Annotated in this window: 19 protein-coding genes; 13 read left to right on the forward strand and 6 right to left on the reverse strand. The window is 61.5% G+C overall.

All coding sequences use genetic code 11. The features are described from left to right. Positions 1 to 4: 4 nt before the first annotated feature. Complete coding sequence (locus FHT82_RS28685) at positions 5 to 1117, reverse strand: MFS transporter (protein WP_246698256.1); 1113 nt, start codon at positions 1115 to 1117, stop codon at positions 5 to 7. Positions 1118 to 1631: 514 nt separating this feature from the next. Between FHT82_RS28685 and FHT82_RS28690 the strand changes: the two genes are divergently transcribed. From FHT82_RS28690 to FHT82_RS28700, 3 genes are read left to right on the forward strand one after another with little or no spacing between them, the layout of a single operon-like run. Next, positions 1632 to 1958, forward strand: a complete 327-nt coding sequence (locus FHT82_RS28690; protein WP_183736103.1) for a metalloregulator ArsR/SmtB family transcription factor — start codon at positions 1632 to 1634, stop codon at positions 1956 to 1958. A gap of 1 nt (position 1959) precedes the next feature. Further along, a complete protein-coding gene (locus FHT82_RS28695) occupies positions 1960 to 2415 on the forward strand; it encodes an SRPBCC domain-containing protein (protein WP_183736104.1) in 456 nt (151 codons plus the stop codon). Between the two features lie 19 nt (positions 2416 to 2434). After that, positions 2435 to 3346, forward strand: a complete 912-nt coding sequence (locus FHT82_RS28700; RefSeq protein WP_183736105.1) for an agmatinase — start codon at positions 2435 to 2437, stop codon at positions 3344 to 3346. A gap of 31 nt (positions 3347 to 3377) precedes the next feature. Here FHT82_RS28700 and plsY read toward each other — a convergent pair whose 3' ends face one another. After that, positions 3378 to 4040 (reverse strand): glycerol-3-phosphate 1-O-acyltransferase PlsY, encoded by a 663-nt coding sequence (plsY, locus tag FHT82_RS28705; protein WP_183736106.1) that lies wholly within the window; start codon positions 4038 to 4040, stop codon positions 3378 to 3380. 141 nt (positions 4041 to 4181) lie between these two features. Between plsY and FHT82_RS28710 the strand changes: the two genes are divergently transcribed. After that, positions 4182 to 5684: a winged helix-turn-helix domain-containing protein gene (locus FHT82_RS28710; protein WP_183736107.1), complete on the forward strand. Its 1503-nt coding sequence runs from the start codon at positions 4182 to 4184 to the stop codon at positions 5682 to 5684. 136 nt (positions 5685 to 5820) lie between these two features. Next, positions 5821 to 6249, forward strand: a complete 429-nt coding sequence (locus tag FHT82_RS28715; protein WP_183736108.1) for a L,D-transpeptidase — start codon at positions 5821 to 5823, stop codon at positions 6247 to 6249. Here FHT82_RS28715 and FHT82_RS28720 read toward each other — a convergent pair. Further along, a complete protein-coding gene (locus FHT82_RS28720; RefSeq protein WP_183736109.1) occupies positions 6239 to 6961 on the reverse strand; it encodes a Crp/Fnr family transcriptional regulator in 723 nt (240 codons plus the stop codon). The genes FHT82_RS28715 and FHT82_RS28720 overlap by 11 nt on opposite strands. A gap of 417 nt (positions 6962 to 7378) precedes the next feature. Here FHT82_RS28720 and FHT82_RS28725 point away from each other — a divergent pair, with 417 nt between their 5' ends. The 7 genes from FHT82_RS28725 to FHT82_RS28755 all read left to right on the forward strand — a co-directional run bounded on the left by FHT82_RS28725 (position 7379) and on the right by FHT82_RS28755 (position 13781). Then, positions 7379 to 7657: an acyl carrier protein gene (locus FHT82_RS28725; protein WP_007814022.1), complete on the forward strand. Its 279-nt coding sequence runs from the start codon at positions 7379 to 7381 to the stop codon at positions 7655 to 7657. A gap of 114 nt (positions 7658 to 7771) precedes the next feature. Further along, entirely contained in the window at positions 7772 to 8266 is a 495-nt protein-coding gene (locus FHT82_RS28730; RefSeq protein WP_183736110.1) for a 3-hydroxyacyl-ACP dehydratase FabZ family protein, read from the forward strand. Further along, positions 8266 to 9471 (forward strand): beta-ketoacyl-ACP synthase, encoded by a 1206-nt coding sequence (locus FHT82_RS28735; protein WP_183736111.1) that lies wholly within the window; start codon positions 8266 to 8268, stop codon positions 9469 to 9471. Before FHT82_RS28730 ends, FHT82_RS28735 begins: the two co-directional genes overlap by 1 nt. A gap of 12 nt (positions 9472 to 9483) precedes the next feature. Continuing rightward, complete coding sequence (locus tag FHT82_RS28740) at positions 9484 to 10770, forward strand: beta-ketoacyl-ACP synthase (RefSeq protein WP_183736112.1); 1287 nt, start codon at positions 9484 to 9486, stop codon at positions 10768 to 10770. Between the two features lie 151 nt (positions 10771 to 10921). Further along, entirely contained in the window at positions 10922 to 11950 is a 1029-nt protein-coding gene (locus FHT82_RS28745) for a zinc-binding dehydrogenase (protein WP_183736113.1), read from the forward strand. Between the two features lie 4 nt (positions 11951 to 11954). Continuing rightward, entirely contained in the window at positions 11955 to 12890 is a 936-nt protein-coding gene (locus tag FHT82_RS28750; protein WP_183736114.1) for a lipid A biosynthesis lauroyl acyltransferase, read from the forward strand. A gap of 198 nt (positions 12891 to 13088) precedes the next feature. Then, complete coding sequence (locus tag FHT82_RS28755; RefSeq protein WP_183736115.1) at positions 13089 to 13781, forward strand: PAS domain-containing protein; 693 nt, start codon at positions 13089 to 13091, stop codon at positions 13779 to 13781. 2 nt (positions 13782 to 13783) lie between these two features. Here FHT82_RS28755 and FHT82_RS28760 read toward each other — a convergent pair whose 3' ends face one another. The 3 genes from FHT82_RS28760 to FHT82_RS28770 all read right to left on the reverse strand — a co-directional run bounded on the left by FHT82_RS28760 (position 13784) and on the right by FHT82_RS28770 (position 15395). Further along, positions 13784 to 14146: a VOC family protein gene (locus tag FHT82_RS28760; protein WP_183736116.1), complete on the reverse strand. Its 363-nt coding sequence runs from the start codon at positions 14144 to 14146 to the stop codon at positions 13784 to 13786. A gap of 1 nt (position 14147) precedes the next feature. Then, positions 14148 to 14546, reverse strand: a complete 399-nt coding sequence (locus FHT82_RS28765) for an SRPBCC family protein (protein ID WP_183736117.1) — start codon at positions 14544 to 14546, stop codon at positions 14148 to 14150. 63 nt (positions 14547 to 14609) lie between these two features. Then, positions 14610 to 15395 (reverse strand): DUF6597 domain-containing transcriptional factor, encoded by a 786-nt coding sequence (locus tag FHT82_RS28770; protein WP_183736118.1) that lies wholly within the window; start codon positions 15393 to 15395, stop codon positions 14610 to 14612. A 155-nt stretch (positions 15396 to 15550) separates the two neighbouring features. Here FHT82_RS28770 and gndA point away from each other — a divergent pair, with 155 nt between their 5' ends. Further along, complete coding sequence (gene gndA / locus FHT82_RS28775; protein WP_183736119.1) at positions 15551 to 16981, forward strand: NADP-dependent phosphogluconate dehydrogenase; 1431 nt, start codon at positions 15551 to 15553, stop codon at positions 16979 to 16981. Positions 16982 to 17028 lie beyond the last annotated feature (47 nt).

A 17028-nucleotide genomic window follows, 5' to 3' on the forward strand; every position in this document is an offset into this window, starting at 1 on the left:
GCTGTCAGCCCAGCCTTTTCTTCGCCATCAGCAGTACCGCCAGTGCACCGCTCAGCAGGCCGAGCGACAGCGGCAGGCCCTGGTGACCTATTATCTGCATCGCCATGCCCGTCGCGGGTGAGCCAACGATGCCGCCAAGGCCCCAGACCAGGGCGAAGGCGGCGTTGCCGGCGACGAGGGACTGGCCAGTGAAGCGCTCGCCGAGCTGGATCAGCGACAGGGTGTAGATGCCGAAGGAGACGCCGCCCCAGACGAAGACCAGTGGCCAGATGAGCCAGGTGTCGAAGACGACTGGAAAAAGCAGGCAGCCGGCGAGGCAGGCGAGGACGCAGCGGAGCAGGGTGCGGCGCGAGCCGAGGTTTTCGGCGATGCGGCCGAGCACGATCTGCAGCACGGCATTGCCTGCGATGAAACAGGTGATCAGCGAGGCGATGCGCTGTTCGGTGCCGTCGAGGGCGGCGCCGTAGACGGCGAAGAGCGCGAGCAGGATCTGCTCGAAACCAGCAGCGACGAAAACGGCAAAGAGCAGGATCGGGGCCAGCTTGAAGAAACCACCGACCGATGTGGCTTCGCCTTCTCGCGGCATGTCCGGCAGGCGAGGGGTGACCGCAAGCACGATCAGGCCGCTGGCAAGGAAGGCTGCGATGCCGATCAGGAAGGGCGGCCAGCCCTCGGTGCCGGCGAGGCCGAGCGAAAGCGGGCCGATGGCAAAGCCTCCCGAAACGATCGAGGAATAGAGGCCCATGATCCGGCCCCGGCGCGTTGCGGGCGTGATGGCGAGCAGCCAGGTTTCGCTGATGACGTAAAGCGGGTTGGCAAAGAAGCCGAGCAGGAAGCGCAGCGGCATCCAGGCCCAGATATCTTGTATCGCGGCAATGGCGATCAGGCTCAGCGCCGCGAGGATCGAGCAGAGGATGGCAAGTCTGATGGCACCGAAGCGGTGCGACAGGGCGGGAATGAAGGGGGCCGAGACGATGAAGCCGGTTGGTGTCATCGCCGCCGACAGGCCGTTCAGGCCGGATGGTATGCCCTGCCGCTCGAGGATGAAGCTCAGAAGCGGATATGTCAGGCCCTGCGCCATGGCAAAGACCGAGACGGTCGCGATGATGCCTGCCATCGCGGCCCATGGGAGGCGCGCGTCCTGCGGCGGTGTCGTGGCGGGCCGGCCGATTGTTGCGGCTCGGGGAAACTGGCTATCGTCTGTCATCGCGGCATTTGCCTCATACGTGCCAGAAGAACCCAGCGGCCTCTGACCCTGCCTGTTGCTGCGTCAGGCCGATGTCATCGAGCAGGGCTGGGCTGATCTTCGACCTTTGTTTCCGCTCCCGGCGGATGTGGACGCGCCAGAACCAGCGCGCGATCACGCTTCGCAGGACGATCAGGCCATGATGCCTGTGCGACGGTCTGCGATGCGAGGCGCATAAAAGAGTGCAGCAATCGCTCATGATCACCTCCATTGGGTTTGTAAGGTTTGGAACCTTCGACTTCGAACGAGTCCGGAGTCTGGAGGATGCGGCGAGTGCCGTAATTAAGCGCTTCCAAAAAGTTCTCAAAAATTTGCAAAGGCGTCGAAAGGTATCCATCTGGCTACCTATGTTGACAGTGGAGCCGCCCTGTGATTACGTAGCCATATGGCTACGTATGAACCCAACCTGCCACGTATTTTTGGCGCACTCTCCGATCCGACGCGGCTCGCAGTCGTCGAAAGACTTGTGAGGGGGCCTGCGTCAGTCTCCGAGTTGTCCGAACCCTTTGATCTGGCGCGTCCTTCCCTTCTCAAGCACCTGCGGGTTCTCGAAGAGGCCGAGCTTGTAACATCCGTCAAATTGGGCCGGGTTCGAACCGTCAGTCTCGCGCCGGATGCGCTGAGTTGGGTCGAGTCATGGGTGCACGAGCATCGCCGTGCCCTCGAAGGCCGCCTCGATCGCTTGGCCACGTTTCTTAATCAGGAGCAATGAGATGACAAATCCAAAGCAAGTTCATGAAACGATCGTGATCGAACGCGCCCTGCCGAATTGCCGCGACCATGTCTGGTCTGCCTGGGCGCTGATGGAAAAGAAGAAAGCGTGGCTCGGCAACGGCATGACCAAGCTGGAGTTCTGGCCAGGCGGGGCCGAGCATCTCACGCATGTCTCGGATATGGGCACGCATACCAACGAAACCCGATATTTCGAGATCGCGGACCGTGAGCGGATCGTCTTCGCCTATTCGATGGCGCTGAATGGGAGAATTCACTCAGTGTCGCTCGCCACCGTCGTATTTGCGGACCACGGCGGCGGCACCCGATTGACCTACACCGAACAGATGTGCGTCATTCCGCCAAGTGACGGTGCCGAAGGCCGCAAGCATGGATGGACGGCATTGCTGAAGGCGCTGGAGGAGTTTTTGGCCACCGATACGATGGTGTCGGCGTGACCCATCAGGACAAAAGGACATGACCGGCTCGCTTTCCTTTCTCGGCCTTCCCGAACGCCTCGCCAAAGGCCGCACGCCGCAGGCGGTGATCTTCTCGGCCGCTCACGGCAGCACTTATCCCGGCAAGGACAGCAGCGGCTATGCGCTCGCCGCCGATGCCATTCGTGCTGCGAGCCAGGAGGATGCCGGTCTGATCGAGCACTGGGATTTCGATCTCGGCGGCCCGCTCTTTGCCGGCGGGCCGGTCTGCTGCGTCGATGCCGGCGAGATCGAAACCAGCATGCACGACAATGAAGGCAACCGGGCGCGGATCGAGGCGAAGACGCGCGAGGTGCTGGCCTTGCCGGCCGTGCCGATCCTGCTCGGCGGTGATGATTCCGTGCCCATTCCCTTCCTTGCGGGTTTCGCGGATCACGGGCCGGTCTGGGTCCTGCAGATCGACGCCCATATCGACTGGCGCGACGAGCTCCATGGCGAGCGCTACGGCTATTCGAACCCGATGCGACGGGTTAGCGAGATGGCGCATGTCGCCGGCATCGTGCAGGTTGGCATGCGCGGCGTCGGCAGTGCGCGGCTGACCGAGGTCGAAGCGGCGCTGCGCTATGGCAGCCATCTCGTGACCGCCCGCGAGATTCATGCCGCCGGCGTCGAGGCCGCCTTGCAGCATATCCCCGAGGGCGCGCAAGTGGTCGTCACTCTCGATTGCGATGGCCTCGATCCAGGGATCATGCCGGGCGTGGCGGCGCGTACCCCTGGCGGGCTCACCTACACGCAGGTGATCGACCTGATCGCCGGCCTTGGCAGACGGGCGCGCATTGCCGGCTTCGACCTCGTGGAGCTTTATCCACCAGCCGACATTGACGGCCTGTCGGCGCTGACAGCATCGCGCCTGCTCGTCAACGCGCTCGGCGCCATCGTCAGGCAGGGCTAACCGGGCTTCCTCTCGCGGCGTATGGGGTCGATCAAAGGCTGTTTTGCCCGAGGCGTGGCTCCGTCCCAGACAGCAGCCGCCTGATATTGGCGCGATGGCGAAGGATGACGTATAGGCCGCCTGCGATCACCAGCAACCGATAGGGCAGCGGTTGCTCCATGCCGCAGACGAGGGCGATGGCCGTCAATGCCGCGAGCATCGAACTCAGAGAAACAATCCGAAAGGCCGCCAGCGCAACGCCAAAAACCACCGCAGCGCCCAAGCCGACGGGCCAGGACATCGCCACCAACACGCCGAGTCCCGTCGCAGCCGACTTGCCTCCCGTAAAGTTCAGCCAGATCGAACGGCCATGCCCCAACAGCACACCAAGACCGGCCAGGCAAACAGCCCAAGGCTCAGAGCTTTGCAGATCAGACGCTGCCGGCGGGATGCCTGATGAGACTGTCGAGAACCAGAGATAAAACCAGCGGGCGAAGACGACTGCTGCGACACCTTTCAGCACGTCGATCAGCAGAACCGCCAAGGCCGGCCATTTGCCCAGGGTTCGCAATGTGTTGGTTGCTCCGGTGGACCTGGAGCCATGCTCCCGGATATCGATGCCTCTGAGCAGTTTTCCAGCCAGATAGCCCGTGGGTATGGAGCCGAGGAGATAAGCGATCGCCAATCCAACCAGATTTGCTATCCAGAAAACCATGGGAACCTCCTCGACGCTCAATTTTCAGATGGTCATTATTTCGTTGTCGCCGCCACCATCTGCTGCTGGATTTACACAGATCGCGTCCTCGATGCCAAGCGCGGTTCCAACCCCGCATGAAAGCCTCTAGGATGCGCGGCCATGCAGGGAGCGCGCTTTGCCTTTGGTCCGTTCGTGCTTGATCCGGATGCGGGAACGCTTCTTCGGAACGACGATCCCGTTGCTGTCGGCCACCGTGGGGTCAGACTGCTTGCCGCGTTCGTCGGACGGCCCGGCGAAATCCTCGGCAAGGCCGAGTTGATGGATGCGGCCTGGCCGGGCATGGCGGTGGAGGAGGGCAATCTCACCGTCCAGATCGCGCAGTTGCGCAAGCTTCTGGGACCGGCCGAAGACGGCGGCGAGTGGATCTCCACGGTTCCGCGCATCGGCTATCGCTTCACGGGGACGATCAGGCAGTTTGCCGGAGCCAAGCGAAAATCGCTGCCGCTGCCCGACAAGCCGTCGATTGCGGTGCTGCCCTTTGTTGGCAGCGATCCCGGGCAGGACTTCTTCGCCGATGGCCTGACCGAGGACCTGATCACCGATCTGTCGCGGATACCGGGCCTGTTCGTCATCGCCCGCAACTCGGCCTTTGCCTACAAGGGAAAGGCGATGGACGTGCGTGATATCGCCGACGAGCTTGGCGTGCGTTACCTGCTGGACGGCAGCGCAAGGCGTGCGGCGGGGCGTGTGCGCATCAATGCCCAGCTGGTCGATGCACTCGCGGGTGAGCATCTGTGGGCGGAGCGTTTCGATCGCAGCCTTGACGATATCTTTGCGGTTCAGGACGAGGTGACCGGCAGGATCGTCGAGGCGCTGCTTGGCCGGCTGCGCACGCTGCCGCCACGCAATCGGCCTCGGAATCTGGAGGCTTACGATCTCTGCGTGCGGGCGCGCACACTGATGGACGATGCGCCGCAAACGGCGCGGGAAACGCAGCTGATGCTGACGCGGGCGATTTCGCTCGATCCAGATTACGCCGAGGCGCATCGATGGCTGGCGCTGAACCACTGGATGGGATGGGTGCATAGCGGCGGGCCGACGGAGGAAAACCGCAGCGTGGCCCTGGAATTGGCGCGCAAGGCTGTTGCGCTCGATCCCAACGATGCCGGCTGCCGATGGGTGCTGGCTTACCTGCTGGCCTATGAGCGCAGTTTTGCCGAGGCCGATGCGGAATTCGAAAAGGCGATCGCGCTCGATCCGAACGAGGCCGACACCTGGGCGGCACTTTCCGATATCGCTGTTCTCGCCGGGCGGATCGACGAGGGTCTTCAGCATATCGGCAAGGCGTTCCGGCTGAACCCGTTTCCGGCAAGCTGGTATTATCTGACGCTCGGCCAGGCCCAGTATGCAGCCGGTGACTACGAAGCCGTTGTCGAGACGCTGCGCCGGGACGAGACCTATCGTACAAGCTCACGCCGTTTCCTGGCGGCGGGCCTTGCCCAGCTCGGCCGGCTCGATGAGGCGCGCGCAGAGGTCGACCTGTTCCTCGTCGCCAATCCGCAATTTTCGATCGGCCATTGGGCCGAAACGGAACCATTCCGTGATGCCGGGACACTTGCGCATTTCGTCGATGGATACCGCAAGGCCGGTTTTCCAGAGTGACATCGCGTGCCGCAATTTGCCCTCATCTGTTAAAAATGTGATTACCATTCGTCTTAAAGCAAAATAACAAGTATTGCCGTAGTCTCTTCCCTCGTTGACGACAATAAGCCTTTAAAGGTTCGATAGAGGGACGACCATGAAGACGTTTTTTGCGGCTGCGACCGCAGTATTATTGCTGCAATTTTCTCCCGTTGCCGCCGAGGCGGCCACGCTGGTTGCCAATATCAGCCTCAGCAGGCAGACGATGACCGTCACCGAGAACGGTTGGGTGAAGTATCGCTGGAAGGTTTCGACGGCGCGCAGGGGCTATACGACGCCGACCGGTTCGTGGAGCGCCAAATGGCTGTCTCGCGATCATCGCTCGAAGAAATACGACAATGCGCCGATGCCGTTTGCCGTGTTCTTCAACGGCGGTTATGCCGTTCATGCCACTTTCGACCGCAAGCGGCTCGGCACGCCGGCCTCGCATGGCTGCGTACGCCTCGATCCGAACAATGCGGCACAGTTCTTCTCGATGACGCAGGAAAACGGCCTTGCCAATACCCGCGTGGTGATCACGCGGTAACGAGGCGCTCCAGCTCGTCCATGTCGGGAACGACGATATGACGGTTGTTCTCGATGCGGATGACGCCCCGCTTGCGCAGTTTCGTCATCTGGCGGCTGACGGTTTCGATGGTCAGTCCCAGAAAATCGGCAATCTCGGCGCGTGAGAGCGGCAGGTCGAAAGCTGCGCTGCTGGTCGTTTCCGGCTCAGCATGCGTGGCGACGAGATAGAGAAGGCTTGCGACCTTTTCCTGGGCCGTGCGGCGGCCGAGCGTCAGCATCCATTCCCGCGCCGCATCCAGTTCCTTCAGCGCCTGGGCATGCAGGTTATGCTGCAGCTCAGGCGTATCCGATATCATCCGGTCGAGCAGTCCGCGCGGGATGACGCAGATTTCCGTCGGCGTGGCCGCTTCGGCCGACAGGGTGCTCTCGGGCACGAAGGGGCGGCCGATGAAATCAGGCGCGAATTGCAGGCCGACGATCTGCTGGCGCCCGTCCGACATCACCTTGCAGAGCTTCACGACGCCATTCATGATGTTGGAATAGGAGGAGACCTCTTCGCCCTGGGCGACGATCTCGCAGCCGGAATCGAGTTTGCGGCGCGTCGAATGCCGGCAGAGTTCGCGCAGTTGGGCAGCCGTCAGCGCGCTGCAGACGACACCTTGGCGTGCCTCGCAGACGCGGCAGGTCGCCGGAATACTTATGTCAGGATCTTCACTGCGCGCGATGTCCATGTTCGATGCCCCGATCCGACCATATTGCCTGCGTCCGTGTTACGCTTCGGCCCCAAGGTCATCTATCCCGATTTCTTGCGTCTGCGTCTTGATGTTTATCAATTCCGACCCGAGGCCTATTTGATCCAGATCAAACTGAGCCGCCGATATGGGCGGCAGGGCACATTGCAGCCCAGGATCAGCATCGTCTCAGCGTCGAGATGGGCGTTTTCGTGATTGCGGAAGGCGAAAAAGCTTTTAGCCGGGTGATCGCCTAGCGCTTCGATGCCTATCTGTCGCAGGCCAAAAGGCGCCGTTCCATTGCTGTTTAGGCAACACCTTTCCGCCAAATTGGCTTGCAACCGGGACGAAAGCATTGGCTTTTGAAATGGATTTGCCTATGAGGAGGAGAATCTTCATTTCCAAGAGGTAGAGCGAGTGACCGCTACATTCGATAAAGTTGCCGACATCATTGCTGAAACCAGCGAGATCGACCGCGCAACGATCACGCCGGAAAGCCACACGATCGACGACCTCGGTATCGACAGCCTCGACTTCCTCGATATCGTTTTCGCCATCGACAAGGAATTCGGCATCAAGATTCCGCTCGAAAAGTGGACGCAGGAAGTCAACGAGGGCAAGGTTTCCACCGAGGAATATTTCGTGCTGAAGAACCTCTGTGCCAAGATCGACGAGTTGCGCGCCGCCAAGGCTTGAAGCAACGTCATCGTGTTTTTTTCACGCCCTGCCGCTGTTGATATGGCGGCCGGGCGATTTTGTTCCTAAGTAGGCCTTCCGACGGGCTTTTGTCCGTCGCGCCGGAGAAGACTGATGCTGCTGGAATATTTCCAGATGATTGACCATGTCGAGGCGGTGGACCTTGAGAAGCGCACGCTTAATGCGCGCTCGGTCGTGCCGGCCAAGAGCCCCGTTTTCGAGGGGCATTTCCCGGGCATGCCGCTCGTTCCCGGCGTGCTTCTCATCGAAACCATGGCGCAGGCATCCGGCATGCTGGTGCTGGCCGCCACCGATTTTACATCCATGCCCTTCCTGATGTCGGTCGATGGCGCCAAGATGCGCACTTTCGTCGAGCCGGAAGCGGTACTCGACATCGAGGCTTTCCTCGAACATGACGGCTCCGGTTTTGCCGTCACCAAGGCAAAGATCACCAGCGGCGGCAAGAAGGTCTGCGATGCGCAGCTGAAACTGCGCACCATGAATTTCAGCGAGATTCCGCTCGGCGATATCGTTAGAAAACGTGCTGAAGAGGTGGGCCTGATGGCCGCCATCGCTGCGCAGGGGGCCAACGCCCAGGGGAGTAAATAATGAGCAAGGCCGCCAATGACGTCGTCATCACCGGCATCGGCATCGTGACCTGTCAGGGTGTCGGCAAGGATGCGCATATCGCGCTGCTAACCGCTGACCGCGCACCCGATCCGGTCGTCGAGACCGAGAAGTTCAAGCCCTATCCGGTTCATCCGCTTCCCGAGATCGACTGGTCGCAGCAGATCGCCAAGCGCGGCGATCAGCGCCAGATGGAAAACTGGCAGCGCATCGGCGTCTTCACCGCCGGCCTTGCGCTCGACGACGCCGGTTTCAAGGACGATCTCGAAGCCTGTGGTACGATGGACATGATCGTGGCGGCCGGCGGCGGCGAGCGCGACATCAATGTCGATACGCTGATCGTCGACGAGGGCCTGAAGCGCAACGACCGCGAGCTGCTGCTGAACGAAAAGCTGACGACGGAGCTGCGCCCGACGCTTTTCCTAGCCCAGCTTTCCAACCTGCTTGCCGGCAATATCTCCATCGTTCATAAGGTCACCGGTTCCTCGCGTACCTTCATGGGTGAGGAAGCATCGGGCATTTCGGCCGTCGAAACGGCTTTCTGGCGCATCAAGTCGGGTGAATCCACCCATGCGCTCGTGGGTGGCGCCTTTGCCGCGGAGCGGCAGGACATGATCCTGCTGACGGAAGCGATCGGCGCCAATACGCGCGGCCAATGGGCGCCGCTCTGGTCGAGATCCGGCCTTGAGGGCGGCGGCATCATCCCCGGTTCTGCCGGTGCCTTTCTGGTGCTGGAATCGCGCAAGCACGCCGAAGGGCGCGGCGCGCATATCTATGCGACGATTGCCGCAGTCGAAGGCGATCGCGGCAATCGCGCTGCGGGCAATTTCGAAGTGCGCATGGAGCAGCTCCTGAAGCCCGCCGCGGACCTGCCGGCCGACAGCACGGCGATCTTCTCCGGCTCGACCGGCATGCATGAGATTGCCGCCCGCGAAAAGACGGTTCTGGAGCATCAGCTTCCGGGGGCTGCGATCCGCGGTTTCGGTGGCGTTTCCGGTCACACGCTCGAGGCGCAGTTCACGCTCGGCCTCGCGCTCGCAGCGCTCGCCATCGATGCCAAGGCCAAGGTTCCGCCTTTCGATGCTGCGCATGAAGCACCGATGAAGGCCGGCACGAAAGCCGCCGTCGTCACAACCGTTGGGCATCAGCGCGGCGAAGGCGTCGCCGTTCTTTCCGCAGAAGCGTGAGGAGTGACTGAAATGACAGCGTCCGCTTATAGGGATCATCTCGGCCGTCCGATCGTTGCGGTCACCGGCATGGGCATCATCACCTCGCTCGGCCAGGGCCTTAGGGATAATTGGTCGGCTCTTTCGTCCGGCACATCGGGCATTCACGAGATCACCCGCTTCCCCACGGACGGACTTTCGACGCGCATTGCCGGTACGGTCGATTTCATCGACATTCCCGTGCCGAACGCCGTCGAGCGCTCCTATGCCTTTGCACGCGAGACGACGATCGAAGCGCTCGCCGACGCTGGTCTGTCCGGCGATTTCAATGGCCCGCTGTTCCTCGCGGCCCCGCCGATCGAGCCGGAATGGAGCGCTCGTTTCGAGCTTGCCGACCGCTCGCCGGCGGCCGACCATCCGGGCGATGCCTATGAGCGGTTCCTTGCCGCCATGCGCCAGCGCCCCGATCCGGCCTTTCATGAGGCGGCGCTCTTCGGGGCTATTTCCGAGCGTCTGTCCGACCGCTTCGGCACGCGCGGCCTGCCGGTGACGCTGTCGACGGCCTGTGCATCGGGTGTGACGGCGATCCAGCTCGGCATCGAGGCGATCCGCCAGGGCCGCACCGAGCGGGCGCTGACGGTTGCGACCGATGGTTCGCTGAGTGCGGAAGCGCTGATCCGCTTCTCGCTGCTCTCTGCCCTCTCGACCCAGAACGATCAGCCGACCAAGGCCTCCAAGCCCTTCAGCAAGGATCGCGACGGTTTCGTCATCGCCGAAGGCGCGGCAACGCTGGTGCTGGAATCGCTGGAATCGGCGGTTGCCCGCGGCGCTAAGATTCTCGGTATCATGAAGGGCGCCGGCGACAAGGCCGACAGCTTCCATCGCACGCGCTCTTCGCCCGACGGAGGCCCGGCGATTGCGACGATCCGCGCAGCGCTCGCCGATGCCGGCATGAGCGAGGACGATATCGGCTATATCAACGCCCATGGCACCTCGACGCCGGAAAACGACAAGATGGAATATGGCGCCATGTCTGCCGTCTTTGGCGAGAAGCTGGTCGGCATTCCCGTCTCGTCCAACAAGTCGATGATCGGTCATACGCTGACGGCAGCCGGTGCGGTCGAGGCGGTCTTCTCGCTGCAGACGATGCTGACCGGCACGCTGCCGCCGACGATCAACTACAACAATCCGGACCCGTCGATCGTTCTCGATGTCGTGCCGAACAAGAAGCGGGAAGCCCAGGTTTCGGCCGTGCTTTCCAACTCTTTCGGCTTCGGCGGACAGAATGCAAGCCTTGTCATGGCGCTCGAACCGGCTTAGAGACCCTCCTTGATTTTGGGGCGAAGTGGTTTTTGACGTCATCCTCGGGCTTGTCCCGAGGATCTACCTGCGTCACTCGATGACCGCTGGCAAATGCTCGGGACAAGCCCGAGCATGACGACGATCCACGTAGAAGAAAGAACTATACATCATGCGCGCGCTGCAACTGATCGATGACCGCAAGCTTGAGATCACCGACCTGCCGGAACCGGATGCCCCGGCCGCCGGCGAAGTGACGTTGCGCGTCAAGGCGGTTGCGCTGAACCATATCGATGTCTGGGGCTGGCGCGGCATGGCCTTCGCCAAGCGCAAGATGCCGCTCGTCATCGGCGCGGAAGCCTCCGGCATGGTCGAAGCGATCGGTCCCGGCGTTGCCAATGTGCTGCCCGGCCAGCTCGTGTCGATCTATGGCGCGCGCACCTGCGGCCTCTGCCGTCCCTGCCGCGAAGGCCGTGACAATCTCTGCGAACATGTGTCCGGCGTGCACGGCTTCCATCTCGATGGTTTTGCGCAGGAGAAGGTGAACCTGCCGGCGCGTCTCCTGGTTCCGGTTCCTCCCGGTGTCGATGCGATCGGGGCGGCGCTTGCGCCCGTCACCTTCGGCACGGTCGAGCATATGCTGTTCGACAATGCCAAGCTCGAACCCGGTGAAACAATCCTCGTGCATGCCGGCGGCTCCGGTATCGGCACGGCGGCGATCCAGCTTGCCAAGAAGATCGGCTGCACAGTTATTACCACCGTCGGCTCCGACGACAAGATCGAGAAGGCTAGGGCGATCGGCGCCGATCACGTCATCAATTACCGCACCGACCGTTTCGAAGGCGTGGTGCGCAAGCTCACCAAGAAAAAGGGCGTCGACGTCGTCTTCGAACATGTGGGCAAGGATACCTGGGCAGGCTCCATGCTCTGCATGAAGCGCGGCGGCCGTCTCGTCACCTGCGGCTCGACCTCGGGCGTCTCGACCGAGATGAACCTGATGATGCTCTTCCAGCAGCAGCTGAAGCTCTTCGGCTCCTTCGGCTGCCGCATGGAGAATATGGCCGACGCCATGCAGAAGATGGGCCGCGGCCTCGTTCATCCCGTCATCGACACGGAAGTCGGCTTCGACGATATCGATCGTGCGCTGGAGCGCATGGAATCCCGGCAGATCTTCGGCAAGATCATCCTGAAGATGGACTGACCGGGTGAAGCTTTTCATCACCAGGATCGTTCTGGCGCTCAGGCGTTTCCAGCAATGGCTGGTGGCGCAGGTGATGTTCGGCTTCCTGAATTTCCTGAAGCTTTTTCCGGCCGATGGCGCGATGCGCTTTGCCGACTGGATGACCCGCCAGATCGGCAAGCGGCTGAAGCGCCATAAGCTGATGCTCTACAATCTGCGCCGGGCCTTTCCGGAAAAGAGCGAGGCCGAGCTCGAAGAGATCGCGCTCGAAAGCTGGGGCAATATGGGCCGGCTTGCAGCCGAATATGTCTTCCTCGACCAGCTCTTCGATTTCGATCCCGAGAGCGACAAGCCGGGCAGGGTGGAGGTCTCGGGCATTCCGATCTTCCTTGAGCTGCGGGACAATCCACGCCCCTTTATCGTTTTTACCGGCCATACCGGCAATTTCGAGCTGCTGCCGGTCGCCGGCAACGCCTTCGGTCTCAGCGTGACCGTGCTCTTCCGCCCGCCGAACAATCCTTACATCGCGCAGAAGGTCTTCGATTTCCGCAGCGGCCGCATGGGTAAGCTCGTGCCCTCACATGCCGGTTCCTCCTTTGCGCTGGCCCGCCAGCTCGAGGCAGGCCAAGGGGTCGGCGTGCTGGTTGACCAGAAGTTCAGCCGCGGGTTGAAGACGACATTTTTCGGGCTCGACACCAAGACCAATCCGCTGCTGCCGAAGCTGGTGCGGCAGTTCAATTGCGAGGTCTATCCCGCCCGCTGCATCCGTCTTCCCGGCAATCGTTATCGCCTGGAGATCGAGCCGAAGATGGAGATGCCGCGTGACGAGAAGGGCAATCTGGATCTTCCCGCTACGGCCCAGATGATGAACGACAAGGTGGAGAGCTGGGTGCGCGAATATCCGGCCCAATGGTTGTGGTATCACGACCGTTGGGATATCAAGCGTTCTGTCAGCCTGTAAGATTCTGCCTGTAAGATTTTGCTCCTGATTTATAATCGATTAAAAGCGACAGGTCCGCTTCGGTTGAAACTGAGTACGGTTCATGTTACGCGTCTCTACTAGGGCGCGTAAAGTGCCTACCGTAAGGCGTAATCTTTCATTAAGCATAGGCCTCGACCGGTTTCGGAGCGTTTCTCAGGAAATGGATATGGGGGTATCTTGCTTGAGCTGTTCAGGGCCTTTTCCTTGCGCTGCGCGCAGATTGAGGAAGCGATAAGGCTAGGGGATGATGGGCGCGTGGAGGCGCTCGACCGCGATATTCAGCCGCTGGTCGAGGCGATTCTCGCATGCAGGGCGTCCAGTCTCATCGAAGTCTACATGCAACTTCAGTTTGTAAGCTACCTCATCGGTCAGGATGCCGATGACGGGGCTTTCGTGACGCAATATGCCGCCGTGCTCTCCTATCTGCTCGACCGTTATTTCGGCGCCCATGCGCCGGACTGGCGCGTGCCGCTACCGGACATGAAGCTCAGGCCGCCGCCCGCCTATGTTCCCGATACCGATAACGGCCAGTTTCTCAACGCGGCGATCCTGCAGACGCTGCCGGACCGCGTGGCGGTTCTGACGAAGGATTATCGTTATCTTTATTCCAATCCGGCCAATTGCGCCCATCTCGGCAAGAATGCCATGCAGCTCATCGGCCGCCATATCGTCGAGTTCATCGGCGAGGAGCGCTTTGCCGACGAGGTGAAGGAAAAGCTCGACGCCTGCTTCGACGGCGTGCCGGCAGATTACACCTACGCGCGGGATGAGCGGCACAATCGCTGCCGGATGGTGCCGCTCCACGACGCAGCGAAGAAGGTGATAGGGGCGCTCATCACCATTCAGAATCTCGGCGCTGCGGACGCCTGATTTCAGTCCTTGCTCCAGACGGCGAGTTCGTAGCCGTCCTTGTCGATAAAATGGAAGCGCCGGCCGCCGGGGAAGGGCGTGATCGGTTTTGCAATGGTGCCGCCGGCCTTTTCGACGCTTGCCAGCACATCTTCCAGCTTTTCGGCATAGAGGATGACGAGCGGGCCGCCTGCGGCACGCACAGGGCCGAGATTGGTGAAGCCGCCTTTCAGCCTTCCATCGTCGAACTCGCAGTAGTTCTCCCCATAATCGGTGAAGCGCCAGCCGAAGGCCGCGCCGTAGAAGGCTTTTGCCGCGTCAATATCGGCGACGTTAAACTCGACATAGTCGATGCGGCGGTCATTTTGAGCGTCGTTGCTGGCCATCTTATTTCTCCATCAGCGATTTGAGTGCCGCCAGATCCTTCTGGACATGAGCGGCATCGGCGGCGAATTGATCGTCGGTCATGCCCGGCAGGCGCAGAAGCGTGAACATCACCTCGCAGCCATCGCCATTCGGCACGATGCGCAGCGCGTTATAGACGCGCAGGCCGGATTCGATGGTGACGGTATGGTCGATGACGCCGAATTCGTTCGCCGGCACGAAGCTCACGCGGACGATGCCGAGCGGGCCATGGGCGATCCAGTCCTCGCCGTCGGGTTCCAGGCCGCTCGCAAGGCCGGAGGCCCACAGCGGCATGTTCTCCGGCCTGCCGGCGAAATCATAGACATCGCGCCAGTCTCTTTTGATCGTGATGTGGACGATGCGGGCGGGCATTGTGTTCATCGGTCTGTCCTTTTGCTTTGTGTCAGACTAGCAGGCCGGCCCGGGCCGTCTTGAACAAAACGGTCAGCGGGTCGTCAATTGAGCGAGCATGGCTGATGGCGTCAGTGTCGTCAGTTCGCCGATCTCTCGGGTCATATGAGCCTGATCGGAAAAGCCGGCGTCGAGGGCGAGAGCGGCAAGGGACAGGGTCTCGCCTGCGCGGCACAAGGCCATGAAACGCTGCAGCCGGCGGACGCGTTCCAGCGTCTTGATGCCGTAGCCGAAATGGTGGTGGGCGTGGCGGCGCAATTGCCGTTCGCCGATATCGAGCCTCTGCTGCAGGTCGCCGATACGGCCCGGTCCATGGTCTGCAGCGGCAAAGATCAGGCGAGCCTCAGGATCTGGCTCCGCTTCTTCCCTTGCCAGTTCACTCAACAGGGCGGCGAAGAGAGGGAGGGCGGCAGCCTCATCCAGACAGTCGGACAGGCGCGGTTCGAGGAGGGCAGCCTTTTCCTGCGCGAGATCGCTCAAGGGAATGGAAAGGCCGGTGATCTCCGACAGCGGCAGCTTCAGCCAGACGGCGCCGGCGCCCGGTGCAAAACGCGCGCCGATAATGCGCATGCCAGGCGCTATCGGCGGGAAGGCGGCGGTGCGGTCTGGTCCGACAACGAAGAGGCGGCCGTCTGCGAAAAGCAGGTCACAATAACCATCGGGCACGATGGCGACAGGGCCTGCGGTTCGAATCTCATGCGACCAGAGGCAGCGGAAATGCGGCGCAAGGGCAGGCGAGGGCGCATATTCGCGGTAGCGCCCCGCTCTCTTTGCGAGCAGCGGCCCGTTATCGCTCTGCCTTGCTGCAGCAGCAGTCATTTCAGCCTCCCAAACCCATGCATATGGTGCTGTCAAGGCCATTCGAAAAGCCTGTTCCGACAGCCTTTTTTCGAGCCGAATCGCGGTCTTCGACCTTGCCGTTTGGCCGAGAGAGTGCCACAACATCGCACCATTTCACTCATCGGAGGTTTGTCGTGGAAAAGGCAGAAATCGGACTGATCGGCCTTGCCGTCATGGGTTCCAACCTGGCTCTCAACATTGCGGAAAAGGGCAACAAGATTGCAGTCTTCAACCGCACGCCTGAAAAAACGGATGAATTCTACGAGAGTGCCGGCGATCTGAAGAAGCAGATCATTCCCTGCAAGACGATCGAGGAGTTCGTCGAGGCGATCCGCCCGCCACGCCCGATCATCATCATGATTAAGGCAGGCGATGCCGTGGACCAACAGATGGAGGCGCTGCGCCCGCATCTCGAAAAGAACGACATCATGATCGATGCCGGCAACGCCAACTTCCGCGACACGGTTGCCCGCTTCGACCGCCTCAAGGACACCGGCCTGACCTTCATCGGCATGGGCGTTTCGGGTGGTGAGGAAGGTGCCCGTCATGGCCCGTCGATCATGGTCGGCGGCACGGAGGATTCCTGGAAGCGGGTCGAGAAGGTTCTGACCTCGATTGCCGCAAAGTATAATGGCGACCCGTGCGTCGCCTGGCTCGGCAATGACGGCGCCGGTCACTTCGTCAAGACGATCCATAACGGTATCGAATATGCCGACATGCAGATGATCGCCGAAATCTACGGCATCCTGCGCGACGGCCTCGGCAAGAGCGCTTCGGAAATCTCCGGCATCTTCGGCGAGTGGAACAAGGGCCGCCTGAACTCCTACCTGATCGAAATCTCCGAAAAGGTTCTGGCCGCTACGGACCCGATTTCCAAGACGCCGATGGTCGACATGATCCTCGACAAAGCTGGTCAGAAGGGCACCGGCAAGTGGTCTGCAATCGAAGCGCAGAACATGGGCATTCCCGCAACCGGCATCGAAGCCGCCGTCGCCGCCCGCAGCCTGTCGTCGATGAAGGAGCAGCGCGTCGCCGCCGAAAAGATCTTTGGCGATCTCGGTGCTGCCTTCCCGATCGCCTACGGCCCTGAATTCAACAAGGATCTGGAACTGGCGCTCTTTGCCGGCAAGATCGGCGCCTATGCGCAGGGCTTTGCCGTCATGGCAGAAGCTTCCAAGGAGTTCAACTGGTCGCTGCCGATGCCAACCATCGCCCGTATCTGGCGCGCCGGCTGCATCATCCGCTCGCAGTTCCTCGACGAGATCACCAAGGCCTTCACCGATGTGCCCGATGCGGCGAACCTCATCGTCACGCCGGCCTTCTCCGGCATGGTCAAGGAATCGATCCCGGCGCTGCGCCGCGTCGTGACCGCCGCACTCGCTGCCGGCCTGCCGGTTCCGGCGCTTGCCTCGGCGCTCAGCTATTTCGACGCCTACCGCCAGGGCCGCGGCACTGCCAACCTCATCCAGGCGCAGCGCGACTTCTTCGGCGCCCACGGCTTCGACCGCCTCGACGGCAAGGACTTCCACCACGGCCCCTGGGGCAGCGGTGCCTCGACCTTCTGAGGTCTGTGGGAATAGAGTTGAAGAGCCCGGCCGTTGCGCCGGGCTTT

Origin of the sequence: Rhizobium sp. BK275 (assembly GCF_014193555.1) — a bacterium.
Classification (GTDB): Bacteria; Pseudomonadota; Alphaproteobacteria; order Rhizobiales; family Rhizobiaceae; genus Rhizobium.